Annotated in this window: 15 protein-coding genes; all 15 read right to left on the bottom strand. The window is 44.1% G+C overall.

Annotated elements, in window-relative coordinates:
* Positions 1-7: 7 nt before the first annotated feature.
* Positions 8-3,499 carry a chromosome segregation protein SMC gene (gene smc, locus O6R05_RS03480; protein ID WP_271192146.1) on the bottom strand — a complete coding sequence of 1,164 codons (3,492 nt, stop codon included), beginning with the start codon at positions 3,497-3,499 and terminating at the stop codon, positions 8-10.
* Positions 3,496-4,509: an elongator complex protein 3 gene (locus O6R05_RS03475; protein ID WP_271192145.1), complete on the bottom strand. Its 1,014-nt coding sequence runs from the start codon at positions 4,507-4,509 to the stop codon at positions 3,496-3,498. The genes smc and O6R05_RS03475 overlap by 4 nt, the downstream gene beginning before the upstream one ends.
* The gene (rnc, locus tag O6R05_RS03470) at positions 4,506-5,204 is read right to left on the bottom strand and encodes a ribonuclease III (protein ID WP_271192144.1); all 699 of its coding nucleotides are present in this window, start codon (positions 5,202-5,204) and stop codon (positions 4,506-4,508) included. The genes O6R05_RS03475 and rnc overlap by 4 nt, the downstream gene beginning before the upstream one ends.
* On the bottom strand, positions 5,170-5,403 hold the full coding sequence (locus O6R05_RS03465; RefSeq protein ID WP_271192143.1) for an acyl carrier protein: 234 nt from the start codon (positions 5,401-5,403) through the stop codon (positions 5,170-5,172). The genes rnc and O6R05_RS03465 overlap by 35 nt, the downstream gene beginning before the upstream one ends.
* A complete protein-coding gene (plsX, locus tag O6R05_RS03460; protein ID WP_271192142.1) occupies positions 5,400-6,359 on the bottom strand; it encodes a phosphate acyltransferase PlsX in 960 nt (319 codons plus the stop codon). The genes O6R05_RS03465 and plsX overlap by 4 nt, the downstream gene beginning before the upstream one ends.
* A gap of 158 nt (positions 6,360-6,517) precedes the next feature.
* Positions 6,518-7,942, bottom strand: coding sequence for an Asp-tRNA(Asn)/Glu-tRNA(Gln) amidotransferase subunit GatB (gatB, locus tag O6R05_RS03455; protein WP_271192141.1), 1,425 nt, complete (start codon positions 7,940-7,942; stop codon positions 6,518-6,520).
* Positions 7,939-9,375 carry an Asp-tRNA(Asn)/Glu-tRNA(Gln) amidotransferase subunit GatA gene (gene gatA / locus O6R05_RS03450; RefSeq protein WP_271192140.1) on the bottom strand — a complete coding sequence of 479 codons (1,437 nt, stop codon included), beginning with the start codon at positions 9,373-9,375 and terminating at the stop codon, positions 7,939-7,941. Before gatA ends, gatB begins: the two co-directional genes overlap by 4 nt.
* Before the next feature lie 8 nt (positions 9,376-9,383).
* Positions 9,384-9,665 (bottom strand): Asp-tRNA(Asn)/Glu-tRNA(Gln) amidotransferase subunit GatC, encoded by a 282-nt coding sequence (gene gatC, locus O6R05_RS03445; protein ID WP_271192139.1) that lies wholly within the window; start codon positions 9,663-9,665, stop codon positions 9,384-9,386.
* Positions 9,652-11,610, bottom strand: a complete 1,959-nt coding sequence (gene ligA / locus O6R05_RS03440) for an NAD-dependent DNA ligase LigA (RefSeq protein WP_271192138.1) — start codon at positions 11,608-11,610, stop codon at positions 9,652-9,654. The genes gatC and ligA overlap by 14 nt, the downstream gene beginning before the upstream one ends.
* Positions 11,607-13,805 carry an ATP-dependent helicase gene (locus tag O6R05_RS03435; RefSeq protein WP_271192137.1) on the bottom strand — a complete coding sequence of 733 codons (2,199 nt, stop codon included), beginning with the start codon at positions 13,803-13,805 and terminating at the stop codon, positions 11,607-11,609. Before O6R05_RS03435 ends, ligA begins: the two co-directional genes overlap by 4 nt.
* Entirely contained in the window at positions 13,795-14,493 is a 699-nt protein-coding gene (locus tag O6R05_RS03430) for a tRNA threonylcarbamoyladenosine dehydratase (protein WP_271192136.1), read from the bottom strand. The genes O6R05_RS03435 and O6R05_RS03430 overlap by 11 nt, the downstream gene beginning before the upstream one ends.
* A gap of 58 nt (positions 14,494-14,551) precedes the next feature.
* Positions 14,552-15,583 carry an S-layer homology domain-containing protein gene (locus O6R05_RS03425; RefSeq protein WP_271192135.1) on the bottom strand — a complete coding sequence of 344 codons (1,032 nt, stop codon included), beginning with the start codon at positions 15,581-15,583 and terminating at the stop codon, positions 14,552-14,554.
* A gap of 88 nt (positions 15,584-15,671) precedes the next feature.
* Positions 15,672-17,756, bottom strand: a complete 2,085-nt coding sequence (locus O6R05_RS03420; RefSeq protein ID WP_271192134.1) for a bifunctional 4-hydroxy-3-methylbut-2-enyl diphosphate reductase/30S ribosomal protein S1 — start codon at positions 17,754-17,756, stop codon at positions 15,672-15,674.
* A complete protein-coding gene (locus O6R05_RS03415) occupies positions 17,737-18,306 on the bottom strand; it encodes a lysophospholipid acyltransferase family protein (protein ID WP_271192133.1) in 570 nt (189 codons plus the stop codon). Before O6R05_RS03415 ends, O6R05_RS03420 begins: the two co-directional genes overlap by 20 nt.
* Before the next feature lies 1 nt (position 18,307).
* Entirely contained in the window at positions 18,308-18,937 is a 630-nt protein-coding gene (cmk, locus tag O6R05_RS03410) for a (d)CMP kinase (protein ID WP_271192132.1), read from the bottom strand.
* Positions 18,938-18,978 lie beyond the last annotated feature (41 nt).

Here is an 18,978-nt window from a genome sequence, read left to right as displayed (position 1 = left end):
TTTCCTCCTAATCCAATTTTACGGCAACAATTTTACTGATGCCTTCTTCTTCCATGGTCACGCCGTAAAGGACATTGGCTATTTCCATAGTTAATTTTCTATGTGTAATTATTATAAATTGAATATCCTCTAAAGTCATTAAATAGTCCGCATATTTTTTAATATTGGCATCGTCAAGAGCCGCATCGATTTCATCTAAAATACAAAACGGTGCAGGCCTTACTTTGAGCAGCGCAAATAACAATGCCACAGCAGTCAGAGCACGCTCGCCTCCGGAAAGAAGCGAAAGCGACTGAAGCTTTTTACCCGGCGGTTCAGCTTTAATTTCGATGCCTCCAGCTAAAGTACTGTCCTCCAACTCAATAGTGGCACGTCCGCCGCCAAAAAGTTGGACAAAAATTTCAGAAAAATACTTAGACACCTTGTTAAAGGTTTTAGTGAAACGGGTCTTCATCTCCCTTTCCAAGTTTTGAATAATTTCATCAATCTCCTCTTTGGCGTCAAAAAGGTCCTGCTGCTGAATTCGATTGAAGTTCAGACGCTCCGAGAGCTCCGCATACTCTTGCGGCGCGGTGACATTGACCTGACCCAAGGCTTGCATAGCTTGCTTCAACTCTTGAACCGACGTCTTAGTGATACGCGCATCCGCCTTAATTAAAGTGACTTCGCCATAAGCTTCATAGAGATTTTCCATCATACTCTGCATGCGGTCACAAGTCCGTTCAATTTTGCCTTCCAGTTTGACTTTATCTTGTTCTAAACTATAGCGTGATTCCCGCACCGTTTCTAGGACATCAATTTTAGATGCTATAGTGTCCGTGAGAGTGTGTAAAGCGTCTTTCAGTGAAGCTTCACGTTCCAAAACGTCACAACTGTTGCTATCTAAGATATTTAGATGATCCTGTGCTTCTGCCAGTTTTGTTGCCTCTTCGTCAAGAGTCGTCTTCAGCTGGACGATGTGCGCATTGGATGCGGTTTCTTCCGTATAAGCAGCTTCTAATTCTGCGCTAAGCCGTGTGGTCTCCGTATCCAGCTCGCGAAGCCTTGCTTCCACTGCGTTCAATGCCACCGAGCACTCCAATTTTTGCTCCGTTGCTCTCTCAAGCTCCCGCTTCAAAATATCTAAATCATCACTCAACCCCGCTGTCTCTTCTTGGGGGCCAAGCTCAACCAAGGCATCATGGAGCTTGGCCGCTGACAGGGTGTCATCACGTATTTGCAGTTCCAAATGCTGTAATTCATCATTATAGCGTGTCCAATAACCTTGATTGGACTTGAGGGATGTATGTAAAACATCCAAACGATTTTCTAATTTCAGCTGGCTTTTTCCAATGTCTTCAATAGCCTCGCTGACCTCGCTATGTCGTGCTTGGGTTTGCTTTAATGAAGTAAGTGTGTCCTGCAGATCCTGTTGGAGCATATCCAGCGCGCCTCGTTCCCGAGTGAGCTGAGCGTTCAGCTCGGCCAGTTCATTCTTTCTTGAGAGAATGTTTTGGTTATACTTGTTCAAACTACCGCCTGTTACCGATCCGGACGTGTTGAAACTGTCGCCGCGTAAACTCACGACACGAAAACGCTGTTGGTAGCGCTTTAACACCTTGGCTCCGGTATTAAAATCTTTCACGACTAAAGTGCGCCCTAAGAGATTTTTGAAAATGGCGTCATAAGCTTTATTATAAGCAATCAGCTCATGGGCAAAACCAATCACATCACCATCTAAGGTCACATCCGGTCTTGTCCCTTTAATAGTATCCATGGGCAGTAACGTCACACGACCCATATTATGCTTATTTAAATGATCAATGACCTCTTTTGCCGACTGCAAAGTATCGACAATGACGTGTTGTAATGCTCCTCCCAGTGCTACCGAGATAGCTGTCTCATAAGTTTTTTCCACCCGAAAGTTATCTGCAACAGGCCCGACAATCCCAGGAAAGCTGCCGGATTCGACAAGCTGCATGAGACTTTTGACACTTTTGTTATAACCTTCATAAGAGCGTTCCAAATTTTGCAAGGCCTTGTAATGGGCTTCCTGTTGGTTGTAAAGTTTAGTTTTGTCCGCTAAGGTCTTCTGCAAGGTTGCACCTGCCGCCTCATGTGTTCTTATCGCAGTTTCAAGTGTGGCTTGAGTCTCTTGAAGGGTCTGTCGCTTCTGGCCCGCATCTTTATAGTGTACTTTAGCATCACATATTGCTTGTTCAAGCTCTATCGTGCTGCTGTTCAGCTTCTCAACAGTGGTTTGGAGCTGAGTCCTGCGCGTCGCTTTTTCCTGTGCCATCACTTCAACAAGACTTATTTTTGATTCCAAAGCAGCGCGTTCCTGTTCCCGCTTCACATACTGTGCTTGCAACGATTGAAAAGTTGCTTCCCCTTTGGTCAGATCGTCTCTTTTGACCTTCAGTTCGAACTCCACTGCAGCCAGCTCGTCACGTGCGGCTTCAAGCTCAGTTTCAAGATTGCCTCGAATCTCGTCCTTCTGCTTAAGATCTGTATGCAATGTGTCAATGTGTCCTTGTCGATGGGTTGCGGCAGCATAAGCTGTTTCCAAATCATCTTGATGTTTTTTATACTCCAATTCTAAAATGGATAACGCATTTTTTTGCTCATAAAGAGTGGCGCTCACATCTTTACTATGCTGCGCCACTCGATCCAACTCAGTTCGAGAAGCCTCTTCGTCACGCTTTAACACCTCCAGATCCTGTTTGATGGTATCAAAGGTATTCAACGCAAGTGCTAATGACTCATTAAGGTGCAGTAACGCTGCTTCATCTTCGTCCTTTAACGCATTCAGCTTTTCCATCTCTTGCGCCGCAAGACCGATTTCCAGTGTTTTTAACTCATCTTGGTAGCTCAAATAGCGCAATGCCTTCTCTGAAGCCTCACGTAGCTCATCTTCTCTCAGCTCCAACTCCCGGATGATATCCTGAAGTCGTGTGAGATTCTCCATGGTGCGTTTGAGTTTCAGTTCACTTTCATGTTTTCTGAGCTTATACTTGGACACCCCTGCCGCCTCTTCAAAAATTTGACGACGATCCTCAGGTTTTGAGCTCAAGATGCCTTCAATTTGACCCTGGCCGATAAGAGAGTACCCATCTTTGCCGATACCTGTATCTAAAAACAACTCTTTAATGTCTTTTAAGCGACATTTGACGTTGTTAATCATAAACACCGATTCTAACGACCGGTACATACGGCGGGTGATCTGCACTTCCTTAAAATCCAATGGAATTGCACCGTCGTCATTGCCAAAGACAATAGTCACTTCGGCAAAACCCGTTCCATGACGTTTGTCCGTACCGGAGAAGATGACATCTTCCATACGGCTACCTCGAAGGGACTTGGCACTGTTTTCCCCCAACACCCAATTGATGGCGTCGGTAATGTTGGACTTGCCGCTGCCATTGGGCCCTACGATACACGTAATGTCTTCATTAAAATCTATTTTTGTCTTGTGTAAAAAGGATTTAAATCCCTGTATGTACAATGTTTTTAAAATCATATGATCACATCTTTACCGTCTACATCCGCAACGAGGTGTCCTTCATCGGCAAATGCAAACGCAATCTTCATATTGTAATACGTCTCAAGGCGCTGTCTGCCGCACCCTTTATTGCCAACCAGAAGGGAAATCAGGCGTCCAGGTCCACGAAAAGATAACCCGTACTTTACCGTAGGTACCGTAGCAATCACCCTCTCCACCAAAAGCTCAGTTTCTGCCAGCTCTCGCAGCGCAGGATGAAAAGGCCCGGCCAATACATCTTTGCCTTCATTGATGGACTCTGTCACTTGCAAGCCGACTCGAATAACCGGTATCCCCGCTTTGTCGTACAGCGGCATAATAGTCTTTAACCAAACCACGGCATCCTCTAGGGATAAAGGCTCATAGCCACCTCGACTGTAGGCTCGTGCAAGAGGCGTATCTTTAATAACCAAGGTGGGATAAATACGTACAAAGTTCGGTTCCATGGCAATGAGTGATCGCGCTGTTGCCACACTTTTTTTCAGCGTGTCTTTTGGCAGACCCAACATTTGCTGCAGACCGAGCTCAAAGCCTTTGCGCTTAATCAATGCAGCTACAGGAGCTACGATATCTGCATGGTAACCTCGTCGAGATCCACTCAGCACTTCCTCATCTAAGCTTTGAATCCCGAGTTCTATGGTTCTGACATGATGAATTCGTAAAAACTCAAGCTCTGAGAGATTGATGGCATCCGGCCTTGTAGATATGCGAATACTTGCCACGTCTTTCGACACAATAAACGGTTCAATACCTTCCAGAAACCGCTCTTGCGTCTCCTGTTTTAAGGCAGTAAAAGACCCTCCGTAGAGGGCGACTTCAACAGGCGCTTCGTTGGCAAAATAACGCAGCTGCTCTCGTATAAGCTTTTGCATGGCATCAATACTTAAGGTCGTCTCAATGCCGGTGATACGTTTTTGATTGCAAAATACGCAGTTTTCCGGGCAACCTTCATGAGGTACAAAAATGGGAATAATATTTTTTTTACTCATCGTAATCTTTCTAAAGCAATTTGAGCTGCCATTTTTTCCGCCCTTTTTTTCGATGTGCCTGTGCCGCGAGCAATAACCTTGCCATCGACGGAGACATCACAAGTAAAAGTCTTGTGATCGTCCGATCCGCTTTCTCCCACACAGGTATACACGGGACGGCGATCCGTTTGGAATAGCAACTCCTGTAAAGCGCTTTTAGCATCGACGGCGGCTTTAAGTTTTTCCATGGAAAAATAAGGTTTAAACTGAGTCAGGACAAAAGTATTCGCCGCAGTATATCCGCCATCCTTATAGATGGCACCGATCAGCGCTTCCACAGCATCCGCCAGAATATGATTCTTGCGACTGCCGCCATGCTTTTCTTCCCCTTTGCCCAGTCGAATGATACGACCCAGATTCAAATCCTGGGCCACGTAAAGCAAACCTTCTTCACTGACCACGGTCCGACGATAGGATGTGAGCTTGCCTTCCTGATCTTCCGGCAAACTGTCGAAAAAATAATCGCTGATGATAAGCTGAAGCACACTGTCCCCTAAAAACTCCAATCGCTCATTATCTTTCACCCCATGCTCATGGGCATAGGATGAATGCGTCAATGCAGTTTGCAAATAGAGGACATCCCTAAACTCATACCCCAGGATTTTTTGAAACCGAGTGAGCTCAGCCTTCCAGGTTGAGTTCTTGAGCGTACTCAATGATATCCCCTACTGTAGAGAGCTCTTTGATGTGTTCTTCATCAAGCTCAATGGAGAACTCATCTTCAATGCTCATAACGAGTTCCACTACATCAATGGAATCGGCACCTAAATCCTCGACAATTCTCATTTCATCATCGATTTCATCGATATCTAATTCAAATTGATCTGCAATTAATCCTAAAATTTTATCTCTCATAAATCCTCCATTACTTGTTTTATATGTGTCACAATATTTTGTTCATAAATAGTTTGTGCTTCTTTCGCTGCATTGAAAATAGCGCGGCGTTTTGAACTGCCATGGGCTTTGATGAGGATGCCGTTAATGCCAAGCAAGAGCGCCCCGCCCACTTCTTCATAACTGACTTTATGTTTAAAACCGCCTAAAATCTTAGCCACCACTTGTTGTTCATGGGGTTCAAGCCCTGCTAAAGATGCTTTTATTTCATGGAATACATAACTTGCCACACCTTCAGTGGTCTTTAAAAGGACATTCCCGGCAAAGCCGTCGGTGACCAACACATCACATATCCCTTCAAAAAGGGTGCGAGCTTCCACATTGCCAATAAAGTTTAAGTCGCTGTCTTGTAAAAGTTCATAGGTCTTTTTGACCAGAGCGTTACCTTTGTGAGCTTCTTCGCCGACATTGAGTAAACCGATGCGAGGATTATCAATCCCTTTCACCTTCGCATATTCACTGCCCATGACTGCAAACTGCAACAAGAGCTCCGGTGTTGTATCCATATTGGCTCCGGAATCCACCACATAGGTCGTTCCCTTGACTGTCGGAATTGGCGTCGGCAAAACAGCCCGTTTAATTCCGGGAATCCGCCCCACAATAAAGAGTCCTCCTGCCAGAAGTGCCCCTGTTGAGCCCGCGCTAATGAATCCATCATAGGTACCATCTTTGACCAATGCCAGTCCCTTAGTCAAAGATGCATCTTTTTTGCGACGAAGGGCCATCGCCGGATCCTCATTATTTTCAATGACTTCACCCGCATGATGGAGTGGTATACTTTCAGCCATAGGAGCCAAGACATCGGTGTTGCCAATTAGTCCTACCGCAATTCCCAGTTCACGTTGAGCGAGTTTGGCACCTTCTACAATTTCCTCCGGTGCATGATCGCCACCTTGCGCATCAAAAAGTAGTTTCACAGTTCCCTCCATTCTCATCACATCGAATTCTACTAAAAAAGATAACACAACCTCCCGCCTTCGTCCAGATGTATTCACGAATTCTAGTCTCAAACGAGAAATTTCTTATCTAATATGTTATCTCATTAAAAAAGGCAGCATGGGCTGCCTTGAAGTGATTACATCTTTTGAATTTTCTCTTGAAGCAATTTGTTCACAAGTCCGGGATTTGCCTTACCCTTAGACTTTTTCATAACCTGACCGACGAGAAAACCCATCGCACGGTCTTTGCCGCCTTTAATATCTTCAATGGACTGTGGATTGTCCTTTAAGACTTCATCCACCCAAACTCCAATGGCACTGTCATCACTCACTTGGAGCAAGCCTTTGTCCTCAATGATATCTGCCGGTTTAGCCTTGCTTTCAAACATTTCTCGAAGCACTTTTTTGCCGGCGTTATTGTTGATCTTGCCGGATTTCACAAAATTTAAAAGCTCCACAAAATCATCCGCTTCAAACGGAACTTCGAAATTATCTTCAGTGTCTTCCACACGGCGCAGGACTTCTGTCATAATCCAGTTACTCACCATATTTGCGTCGTCAAATTTTGCTGCAACGGATTCAAAGAACTCGGCCAACTGCACACTGCTTGTGAGCACAGCAGCATCATATTCGGACAAGTTGTAGGCGCTGATAAAGCGTGCCTTTTTATCTGCCGGCAGTTCCGGCAATTGCGCACGAATGGTCTCGATATAAGCATCGTCAATCACCACCGGCACCAAATCGCCTTCAGGCTGGAAGCGATAGTCGGCCTGTGTATATTTGACACGCATGAGCACAGTCTGACCATTCACATCATCCCAACGTCGCGTAGTACGCAGTTCATCTTCACCATTTTCCAGAAGTGCTATGTGACGAGCTACTTCAAAGTCAATCGCCTTTTCCACTGCTCTAAAAGAGTTCAGATTCTTCACTTCCGTAACCGCAGTCTTTTTACCGGTGAGTTCATCTTTGACATTGACATTCACATCACATCGCAACGACCCTTCTTCCATTTTAACGTCACTGACGCCGATAAATTTCAGAGTATTTCGCAGATTTTCCAAAAACGCACGGCCTTCTTTGCCAGAAGCCATATCCGGTTTGGAGACAATTTCAATTAACGGTACACCACAACGATTGTAGTCAATCAAAGTCTCATTGTCCCCGTGCAGCGACTTGCCTGTATCTTCTTCCATTTGAATTTGATAAATGCCGATATCCTTAGGGCCGTTGTCCGTATCAATGGTCAAATGCCCTTCCACGGCAATGGGCCGGTCGTTTTGAGTAATTTGAAAACCTTTGGTCAAATCCGGATAAAAATAATTTTTTCTATCAAACTTGGACTCTTTATTAATCGTACAGTTCAGCGCTAAGGCCGCCATCAAAGTGTAGTTAAGTACATTTTCATTCAAAACCGGCATCGCTCCCGGCAGTGCTAAACAAACGGGACAAACTCGCGTGTTAGGTTCGCCTCCAAAGGTATTTTCACAACTGCAGAACGCTTTTGTGACGGTGGAAAGCTCCACGTGAATTTCCAATCCCACGATGGTTTTATAACTCATTTCAATCTCCTTTCCATCTCACTTGCCGCTTTGAAACACATATCATCTCGTAAACGGTCTGCCGTCAACAGCATTCCCACAGGGAAACTTCCTCCGGTATACGGCACACTGATGGACGGACAGCCGGCCATATTTGCTGGGATGGTAAAGAGGTCCGATTGGTAAATTTCCACATCGCTCATCGTTGAATCCAACGGAATCGGCAAGATTGGCGCTGACGGTGAAAGAATGAGATCATAATTTTTAAAGACATCATCAAATCCTTTCTTAATCAACGTGCGAACTTGAAGCGCTTTTTGATAGTAATTGCTCTTTGCATCAAGGCTCAAAATGTGTGTACCTACCATAATACGTTTTTTGACTTCATCGCCAAAACCTTCACTACGACTGAATTTGAACATTTCTTCGTAACTACTGTATGGTCGTTGTGTACGGTGTCCATATCGTAAAGAATCAAAGCGAGACATATTCGAGGCAATCTCACTGTTGACCAAAATATGATACACTTGAATCGTATATTCCAAGTTTTCCAAATCCACCACATCGACAGTCGCACCGGCGTCTTTCAAAAGCGCAATCGTACTGTCAAAAGCAGATTTAACGACACTGTCCAACTCCATGTTTAAGTAAACTTTCGGTACCGCAACTTTTATATCCTTTAGATATGCACCATTTTCAAAGTCGATAGGTTTGGTAAGAGAAGGATTATCTATAGATGTGGCATCTTTCATATCACGCCCTGCCATCACTTGCATTAACAAGTGTGCATCTTCCACATCCCGTCCAAAGGATCCCACAGTGTCAAATGTATTGGCCATCGATGCGATACCAAATCGAGAGACGGAACCATAGGTCGGTTTGAATCCTACAATACCGTTAAAGCCCGCCGGTTGTCGCGTCGATCCTCCGGTGTCGGTACCCACGGCAAGACATGCTTCAAAACCGCTAACGGCAGCAGCACTGCCACCACTGGAACCACCGGGAATCAGCTTCGGATCGAGAGGATTTTTTGTAGCGCCAAAATACGAGGAGCGCGTGGTAGCTCCCATGGCAAACTCATCCATATTGGCCTTACCAAGAATAATCGCACCTGCTTCGTTGACTTTTTCTGTGAGAGTACTGTTATATGGCGCAATAAAATTTTCAAGAATTTTAGATGCTGCCGTCATCTTCACATCTTTGACTGCTACATTGTCCTTAATCGCCAACGGAACGCCGGCAAGAAGACCTTGCTCTTCCCGATTCTCATACATACTGTCCACATACTGTGCCCTAGATAAAGCCAGATTGTCTGTGACGGTAATATAAGCGTTAATATCCTGTTCTTTCGCCTTGATCACATCCAAATATGCTTGAGTGACTTCCGTGCATGTGAAATCTCTATTTTCGTAACCCTTGATAAGTTCATGGGCTTTTAAATGGGTTAAATCCATGGCGCCTCCTAGTCTACAAACTTAATGGTTTTAAAGTAACCATATTTTTCTTCACTGGCATTTGCCGTTGCCTCTTGTGCGCTAAAGCTTTCATGAGCTACATCAGGCCGCAGATGATTTATTGTGGCATTAACTTGAAAGGTCAGATCCACATTGTCCAAATCCAAGACATCAATACTCTCAATGAGCTCGAATGTTTCATTAAAGTTCTTTTCAAAGGCTTGGAGCTCCTCATCAGTAAAGTCAATCATAGCAATATCTGCAATGTGTTTTATTTCATCCAGCGTCATAAGATCCTCCAATCTTTTCTATAAAATCTGTTTCATTTAATATCGTCACGCCCAGAGCTTCTGCCTTATCACGTTTGGATCCCGCAGCTTCCCCCGCGATAACATAATCTGTTTTTTGACTCACACTGGAGACCACTTCAGCCCCAAGACCTTCAAGTAGAGTTTTAATCTCTCCCCTAGGCTTAGACAGTGTCCCTGTAAGCACCACTTTTTTCCCCGTAAAGAACGACGCCTGCACATCGTTATGTTCATGATGAGGTTGAATGCCTAAGTCAAACAAATGATCTAACGTTTTGGTGATGACAGGATCGTTAAAGAATGTCACTATCTCGTGAGCTGTGACAGGTCCCAAATCATCAACGGCTAGAAGATCTTCATACGTGGCACCTCGAAGTTTGTCAAAAGAGCCATAGACCTCTGCCAGATCTTTGGAGGCTTTAATACCAACGCCACGAATCCCCAAGGCATAAATAAAATTTGAGAGCGCCACATCTTTAGATGCGTCAATAGCCTTAAGAAGATTGTGTGAACGCTTTTCTTTAAACTTCGGCAGAGATAAGATATCGTCCTCGGTAAGTCTATACAAGTCCGCCACTTCCTTCACATCCAGTTGTGACAGTAGCAGTTCTACCGTTTTCTCGCTTAAGCCTTCAATATCCATGGCATCTCTTGAAGCAAAGTGGGTCAGCCTGGAAATAAGTTGAGGCTCACAGCTCATCGTATTGGGACAGAAAAAATGGACGCCGTCTCGGTAGAGCTCCGAATGACAATAGGGACAATGAGTCGGCATTTCAATAGGCGTGCTTTGTGCACCATCCTCTACTACACCGAGAATTTCCGGAATCACATCGTTAGACCGACGAAGCAGTACCGTGGACCCTAAAGCTACACCTTTTCTTTGAATATCGTCAAAATTATTTAACGTCGCACGTTGTACGGTAACCCCGCCAATATCAACAGGATCTAAGATAGCAGTCGGCGTCACCTTTGACGTACGCCCTACATTCCATACCACATCTCGAAGGATCGTAGTGACTTCCTCCGCTTCAAATTTATACGCAATGGCCCAGCGAGGAAACTTATTGGTATAACCCAATTTACGACGGAGTTCATAGTCATTCACTTTAACCGTCACCCCATCAATAAGTATGGGTAATGTCTCTCGTAGTCTTCCTATTACATCAATTTTTTCAAGCACCTCACCAATGGTATGAACCGGATAGTAATAATCGCTTACTTTAAATCTATTTTCCTTTAAAAAAGCTTTCATTTCAAGGTCTGTTTCAAAGCTTCGTCCTTCAATGGTACCGATGTTGTAAAAATAGGCTGTCAGATGACGCTTGGCGGTCTCCTCTGTATTGAGATTTCGCAAAGCTCCGGCTGCAGCATTGCGAGCATTTTTAAGCTGCTCCGCATACTTTAGGTTATAGGCTTCGAGCTCGGCAAGGGGCATCAATCCCTCACCTTGCACCTCAAGTTTGCCCTGAAACGGGATGGAAAGCGGAATACTTCCAATGGTACGCACCTGATCGGTGATCACTTCCCCTACCTGCCCATTTCCTCGTGTAGCCGCTACGATGAGCCGTCCTTCATCATAAGTCAAATTGATGGTAAGACCATCAAACTTCAACTCAACCACATAGTCCACCGGTCCGCCATGCAACTCGCGATTGCGTTGATCCCAGTGAAGCAAGGTATCAAAGTCTTGTGCCTTATCCATCGAGTAAAGCGGCGTACTATGTTGATGTTTATCAAATTTTTCCAGAAGTTTATAGCCCACACGCTGGGTTGGCGAATCGAAAAGAATCTCCCCCGTAGCAGTTTCCAAGTCTAAAAGCTCCTGATAAAGTTTGTCATACGCCTTATCACTAACTGAAGGTTTATCTAAGGTATAGTATTCATAGTTATATTGGTTTAGTCGGTCTACCAACTCACGCATTGTCATTTCTTCACCACTTTAATCGGCGCTATAGAAAGCATCAGCCGCTTCAAGCCTTTCCCGTCAAAGGATACGACAATTTCCGTATCAGTACCTTTAGCAACTTTAGAGACCACCATACCTTCTTTCCATTTTTTGTGAATGATTTTATCGCCCACATTGACATCCGTAACTGTACTGTCAGTTGGCACAGGCTTTGCAGCAATAGTCTTTTTATATTCAGTGAAGTCTTGTACTTCCACAAGGTGGCGGCGCTTGGTATAATCATTCTCCATGTGATTGAGAGTGTCATCAATCACTTCAAGGTCCTCTCCCATTTCTTTAATGAACCGCGACGCTATGGCCGGCGCCGTGCGTCCGTACATTGTTCGTGTCGTCGCCGAACTCAAATAGAGTTCCTCTTCAGCTCGTGTGAGCGCCACATAACACAGACGCCGCTCTTCTTCCACATCCTCGTCCTCATCTATAGCGCGTCCGGATGGAAAGAGCCGCTCTTCCAAACCCACGACAAAAACCACCGGAAATTCCAGACCTTTCGCCGCATGCACAGTCATCAAGTTGACACCTTTTTGTTCAGAAGATTTATCCACATCTGAAAGCAGAGAGACTCCGGAAAGAAAGTCTTCCAAAGTAATATCCGGATCCCGTCGTTCACTGTCGATAGCTGTAGAAATCAGTTCTTGGACATTTTCTATTCTTGTCCGAGCTTCTACCGTATTTTCTCGCTTCAGTTCCTCTACATAGCCCGTCTCATACAGCACTTTTTCAATAAAGTCAGAGAGCATCATATCTTCAATATGAGGTCGAAGCATCTCAATCAATTTTTTAAAATCAATCAGTTTTTTTTCTGAGCGAAGATGCAGATCGTCATTGTCTGCCAGACCTCGAATGACTTCATAAATACTCATGCCGTGATCATCAGCATAAGCGGCCAGTTGTTCCATAGTGCCGACCCCGATACCACGCTTCGGCACATTAATCACCCGATTCAATGCCACGTTGTCATCGGTATTTTGAAGAAACTTCAAATAGGCCAACACATCCTTAACTTCTTTGCGATCGTAGAACTTAAGACCTCCTACAATGCGATAGGGAATACGCTCACGTATCAACGCTTCTTCAAATCCGCGAGATTGGGCATTGGTGCGATAGAGAATGGCCATATCTTCATAGGATTTTCCCTTGTAATTCAAATGAATAATCTTTTGAATTACGCCGGCTTCTTCGTCATTGTTGTGGGAGAAAATACGATAAGAAACCGCCTTGCCTCCCTCTTTGTCCGTCCAAAGATTCTTGTCTTTGCGATCTTTGTTATGCGCAATAACTTCATTGGCAATGGACAGAATAGGCCGAGTGGAGCGATAGTTTTGTTCAAGAAGAATCACCTTGGCATCGCTATAATCTTTTTCAAAGTTTAAAATATTTCGAATATCCGCGCCGCGCCATGCATAAATAGACTGATCGTTATCTCCCACCACGGTGAGGTTCGGATGCTCTCCGGCGAGAAGCTTCACAAGGGCATATTGTGCCGCATTAGTATCCTGGTATTCATCGACAAAGATATACTTAAACTTCATACGGTAAAATCGACAAACGTCCTCATTGTCTTTTAGAAGCTTTACCGTCTCTAAAATCAAATCGTCAAAGTCCAAGGCATTATTGGCCTTCAGCTTCTTTTGATATAATGCGTAAATTTCCCCCACATTACGTTTGAAAAAATCACCGTAATTAGCATTGATATACTCATCCGACGTCACCGAATCATTCTTCAAAGCAGAAATCACTGCCAAAATCCCTCGAGATTTATAGAGATCTTTGCTTAAATTCAGCTCTTTGATACAGTCTGAGACCAAGGTATTTTGATCACCTGTATCATAAATAGTAAAGTTCTTTTGATAACCCAACCGTTCAATGTTCACCCTTAGTATCCTGAGGCATATGGCGTGAAAAGTACCAATCCACATAGCCGCAGCATTATCAGTCAGATTTTCAACCCGGCTGAGCATCTCTTTCGCCGCTTTATTAGTAAAGGTGATGGCTAAAATCGAGCTGGGATACACATCTTTTTGATCAATCAAATAAGCTATTTTTTCAGTGACGACTTTCGTCTTCCCCGATCCTGCTCCGGCGAGAATTAACACAGGGCCTTCCGTCGCGTAAAGGGCTTCAGATTGCCGATCATTGAGGTCTTTATAATTCATCAACTAACTCCCTTATAATATGTGAAGCAATTTTCAGTCCACATGCCGGCGGCACAAAAGATACTGACCCCGGTGTGGACAGCTTGCTCTCACTTTTTATAGCTTGTCGCGGCACCTCAGTGGAAAACACACACAACAGATGTTTGACGCCTTGGTCTTTAAGTTTTTTTCGCATCACGCGAGCTAAAGGATCGGTATGCGTCTTGGTGATATCAGCCACCTTAAAACTCATAGGATCCAATCGATTCCCGGCTCCCATAGATGAAATAAGTTTAAATCCTTCCTCCTCTGCTTTGTGTGCCAAAAGCAGCTTTGCCCCTACATCATCAATGGCATCCACCACATAATCATAATCGCGAAAATGAAAAGTCTCGATAGTGCTTCCATCCAAATTCATTGGATGCGTATATACCACGAGATTCGGATTAATATTTAAAAGCCTAGAAGCTGTGACATCCACTTTACGATTCCCGATAGTATCAACGGTCGCCATAATCTGTCGGTTTAGATTGGTAGCATCAAAGACATCTCGATCGACCAAGGTCAATGCGCCGATACCACTTCGAGTCAAAGCCTCTGCAACCATACCACCGACACCGCCCACCCCGAAGATGAGGACGTGACATCCGCCTAAAAATCGGGCCTTTGTCTCGCCTATTACCATGCTTGTACGTTGTAATAATTCCATAATATAAAGGTAAAGGCTTCCCTCTACCTCTCCTTATCTCTATAATCTAAAATTAGTTTTAATCTGTCACAATATATGAGTGTACACGAATGCTTACAGCTTGATCGCCAACATAGTTCAACGTAATACGAGCACCGGATAAGTTCAGCATATCCGTACCATTATATCCGACAAGATTCACCGTGCTGTCATACGTAAAGACTTTACCATCTACTTGAATAGTTCGTTCGTTGGCGTTGACGGATTCCACAATGCCGCTCACTTCACCATAATCAGCACTCGGTTGTAGCGTCTCGTCGCTTTTTTGCACATCACTTTGTGGAGATTCATCTTCATGATTCGTCGTTACGCCTTCATTAGGCACCAATAGTTCCGCTTGCGGATTTTCCTGCATGACGTCAACGAGCTCACCGGTATCAAAGCGACTGAGATACGTGAGCGCCTTAGCCGCAATAGCAATCATCTCTGCCCGGCGCAAATACTGACTGCCGTTAAAATAACCTTCCGAACCGGAGTCTGAAAAAATCCCGACATCAACTAAGTCGGATAGATAACCTATTGTCATAGGTGGTATTTTATCCAAGTCTTTATGTTTCAAGTTATCTGTCGTTCCGTCGCCTTTAAGACCGAAGGCTCGGCCGAAATATACCGCGACAGAGTTGCGATCGGGATAAACAGGTTTGTCTGTTTTTAAAAAGCCCCGCTCTTTCGCCGCTCTAACTGTCGCTTCGGTAACGGTGTTATTGTTCAGCACATAAGCCATGGCAGATTGTGCCCATGCCGGTATACCTTCTGCTTTTAAAAAGTCCCGGTAACGGTCCATCGCTTCATCGACCTCCGTTGCTGACGGTTTTTTCAAATTGTATATCACTTTCATGACTTCCAGAAAACTCACCGGATTTTGCGGCCTGAAATCCCCTTCAGGATACCCTCCAAATACGCCCTGGTCTGAAAGTGTGTTGAGTTCGTTATATATCCATTGAAACTGACCATCTTTGGACACGTCGGAAAAAGTCTTTGCAAAGACGGGGCCTTGCAACAAACTCGCTGACGCTAAACCAATAGCCAGCACTCTGTGTATCTTGTTCATAGAATCCCTCCGGCCTTTATTATATCATAGTCCGTGTGAGCATATAAAAAAAGTGCAAGAGAGGTCTCCCTTGCACTTTTGTTTTCAATTATTCTTCAGTGGATTCTTCTGTATCATCCATATCATCCAGCTTTAAACCGCCAAGTAAATCTGCGAGGCCGGTATTGATGTTGGACTCTTCTGTAGCTTCAGTGTATTCCACTTTTGGTTGCGGCTTTTTACGAGGTTTGCGCGGTTTATCTTGAACCACAGGTTTAACCTCTTCTTTAGCCTCTTCCGGTTCGGAATCTTCCGTTAACGCTTTGATAGAGAGTGAAATCTTCTTATTTTCTTCGTCGATATCTGTAATCTTAACGGTCACAGCATCGCCAATAGCAAGTTTATCGGATGGTTTTTCCACATGTTCTTTAGAGATTTGAGATACGTGAAGTAAGCCGTCCACACCGGAATCTAAGCGAACAAAAGCACCGAAGTCTAAAATATTAACAACTTTACCTTCAACGACATCACCAATACCTGCTGTTTCTTTAAAAACATCCCATGGTTTTTTAGTGGTTTGTTTCAGACCGAGTGCAATGCGGTTCTTTTCTTCATCTAAGCTCAAAACTTCAACTTCAACTTCTTGACCAGGTTCAACCACATCAGATGGGTGTTTTACACGGTTCCAAGAAAGTTCGGAAATATGAATCAGACCGTCAACGCCTCCCACATCAACGAATGCACCAAAATTGGTCAAACGTTGAACAGTACCGGTAATGACATCACCTTCATGAAGATTTTCGTAAACTTCTTTACGTTTCGTTTCTTGTTCAACAGCTTCCACGTTTTTACGTGAAAGAACTATCTTTCTCTTAAATTTATCAAAATCGATAATTTCGCAGACAAATTCTTGTCCTACATACTTGGAAAGATCACGTTGGAAACGTACTGAAGCATGAGAAGCAGGGATAAAAGCATTCAGTCCTTTAAGGTCAGCTGTTAGTCCACCTTTAACTACAGATTTCACCGTAACAGTTACATTCTCTTTGTTATTGAAAAGTGCTTCTACTTCATCCCAAACTTTTAGGCTTTCTACGCGTTTGTAGGAAAGCACTACGTTGCCATCGCCATCATCCATTTTCATAATGAAAACATTGATAGAGTCGCCGGGTTTAAAAAGATCTTCCGGTTTTACATCAGGATCGTTAGAAAGTTCTTCACGAGAGATGATCCCGTCGCTTCTGTAACCGATGTTAACCATGACTTCACTGTCGTTTACAAAAAGGACTTCCCCTTCTACAACTTCGCCTCTTCTAATACGCTTAAAAGAGTTTTCAATTGCCTCCATCATTTCATTGTTGTCAAATTTTTCCATTCTACTAACAGCCTCCTCGATTACCGAACTCGGCGTGGATGCGCCAGCGGTAATACCTATTTTTACAAAATTTTTTATATTAAACTTAAAGTCATCAATTGACTCTAATAAATATACTGTGTCACAATACTTGGACGCAATATCGTAAAGTTTCCTGGTATTGGAACTTTTTTTACCTCCAAGTACAAGCATAACATCCACCTGCTTGGCAAGCTCCGCTGTCGCAAGTTGCCGCAAGCGAGTTGCACTACAGATAGTATTATAAACTAAAATGTCGTCATTTAAAATCTTTTTTAACAAATTTGCTAGGATTTCAAATTTTTCTTCGATGTTGGTCGTCTGAGATACCAAGATCGATTTTTGTAACACCACACGTGATACGTCCATATCCCCACCAATGATAATCCCTTGATCATCGGCATAAGAATTAATGCTTTGGACCTCAGGATGATCGGCATCACCAAAAATAATAATTTGGTAGCCCTGGGTATAATGTGCCGCGACAATGTCGTAAATTTTACTTACTTTCGGACATACGCAGTCGACTATGGTATTATGATCCGCAATAAATTGCTCGCGCTGTTTGCGGTGAATGCCATGACTGCGAATAATGATCCGACTGTCTGTCACAGATTCTGTTCCTAAAGACTGTACACCACGATCCGCTAAAGCACTATTCACCAAGTCGTTGTGTACCAAATCACCAAAGCTGTAAACTCCGGGACCTGCAGCTTCCATAGCCATGGTCACTGCACGTTTGACACCGCCGCAAAATCCGGCATGCTCCGCTACTAAAACTTTAATTGTCATCCACTCCATAAATTTGTGCCATGACGTGTCTGGTAATATCTTGATACGTTTCAGCACTCAATCGCTTATCTTCCGGCAAATTCACACAAGGATGAACTCTAAGCACTATAATCCCGAAGCCTTTGTAGTTACCCTCAATAGTCATCGGCACAATGGGAACTTTTGCCTTGTGTGCAATGACAGCTACGCCTGATTTGCCTGCACGAATGTCCGGTTGACGGACGCGGGTTCCTTCAGGGAAAATCCCTAAAACACCGCCCCCTTTTAAAACCTTTAACGCCGTTTTGATAGCCTTAACATCGGCACCTTGTCGATCTACCGGAAATGCATGAAGTCTGTGTAAGAGCCAATCTAAAATGGGATTGTGAAAAAGCTCTTCTTTCGCCATCCAAGCAATCGTGCCGGGAAAGAAAGCGGTGATGAAGAGTGGGTCCCAGTTAGAAAGATGGTTGGCACACACCATAAAAGGCTCATTTGGCAAGGTCTCCATACCCACAACAGTGACTCGATGGCGTATCTGAAAGTAGATTCTAAGCACTGCTTGCAAAAATTTATACACGTTACGCCTCGTGGATATGACTTAATATCGTCGTGACGGTGGTCTCCAAATCCATCAAGGTAGAGTCAATGTATACGGCATCTTCAGCTATTGTTAATGGAGAATGCTCGCGATTTCTATCGTTGTTATCCCGCTTGACAAGATTGTCATATACCTGCTCCAAATCAGCCGATTCGCCATTTGCTATTAGTTGTTCATAGCGCCGTTTAGCTCGGACATGGACATCGCTGTCCAAGAAAAATTTGTATTCCGCCTCAGGTAGGACTACTGTTGTGATATCCCGTCCCTCCATAACCACGCTGCGTTTTTCTGCAATGCGTTGTTGAAGTTCTACCAGAAAAGCCCTGACCTTAGGATCTTTTGAAATTTGTGATGCCATTTTTGAAATGACTTCAGAACGTATCTCCTGGTTAATGGCTTTGCCGTTAAGAAACACGGTATCATCATGGTAGTCAATATCTATTGTTGCAATAAGCTCATCGACAGACTTACCGGTATTATTTGCCTCCAGAGCGAAAGCGCGATACATCGCACCGGTATCCACATAGGTAATCTGTAACCGCTTGGACAGCTCTCGTGCAATTGTGCTCTTACCACTGCCGCTTGGCCCATCAATAGCTACTCGATACATGTTCCCTCCAATTAAAAAATCACTGCATGACAGTGATCTCT

This window comes from Peptoniphilus equinus, from assembly GCF_027921445.1.
GTDB lineage: Bacteria > Bacillota > Clostridia > Tissierellales > Peptoniphilaceae > Peptoniphilus > Peptoniphilus equinus.
This window is presented reverse-complemented; position numbering and strand designations above follow the sequence as displayed.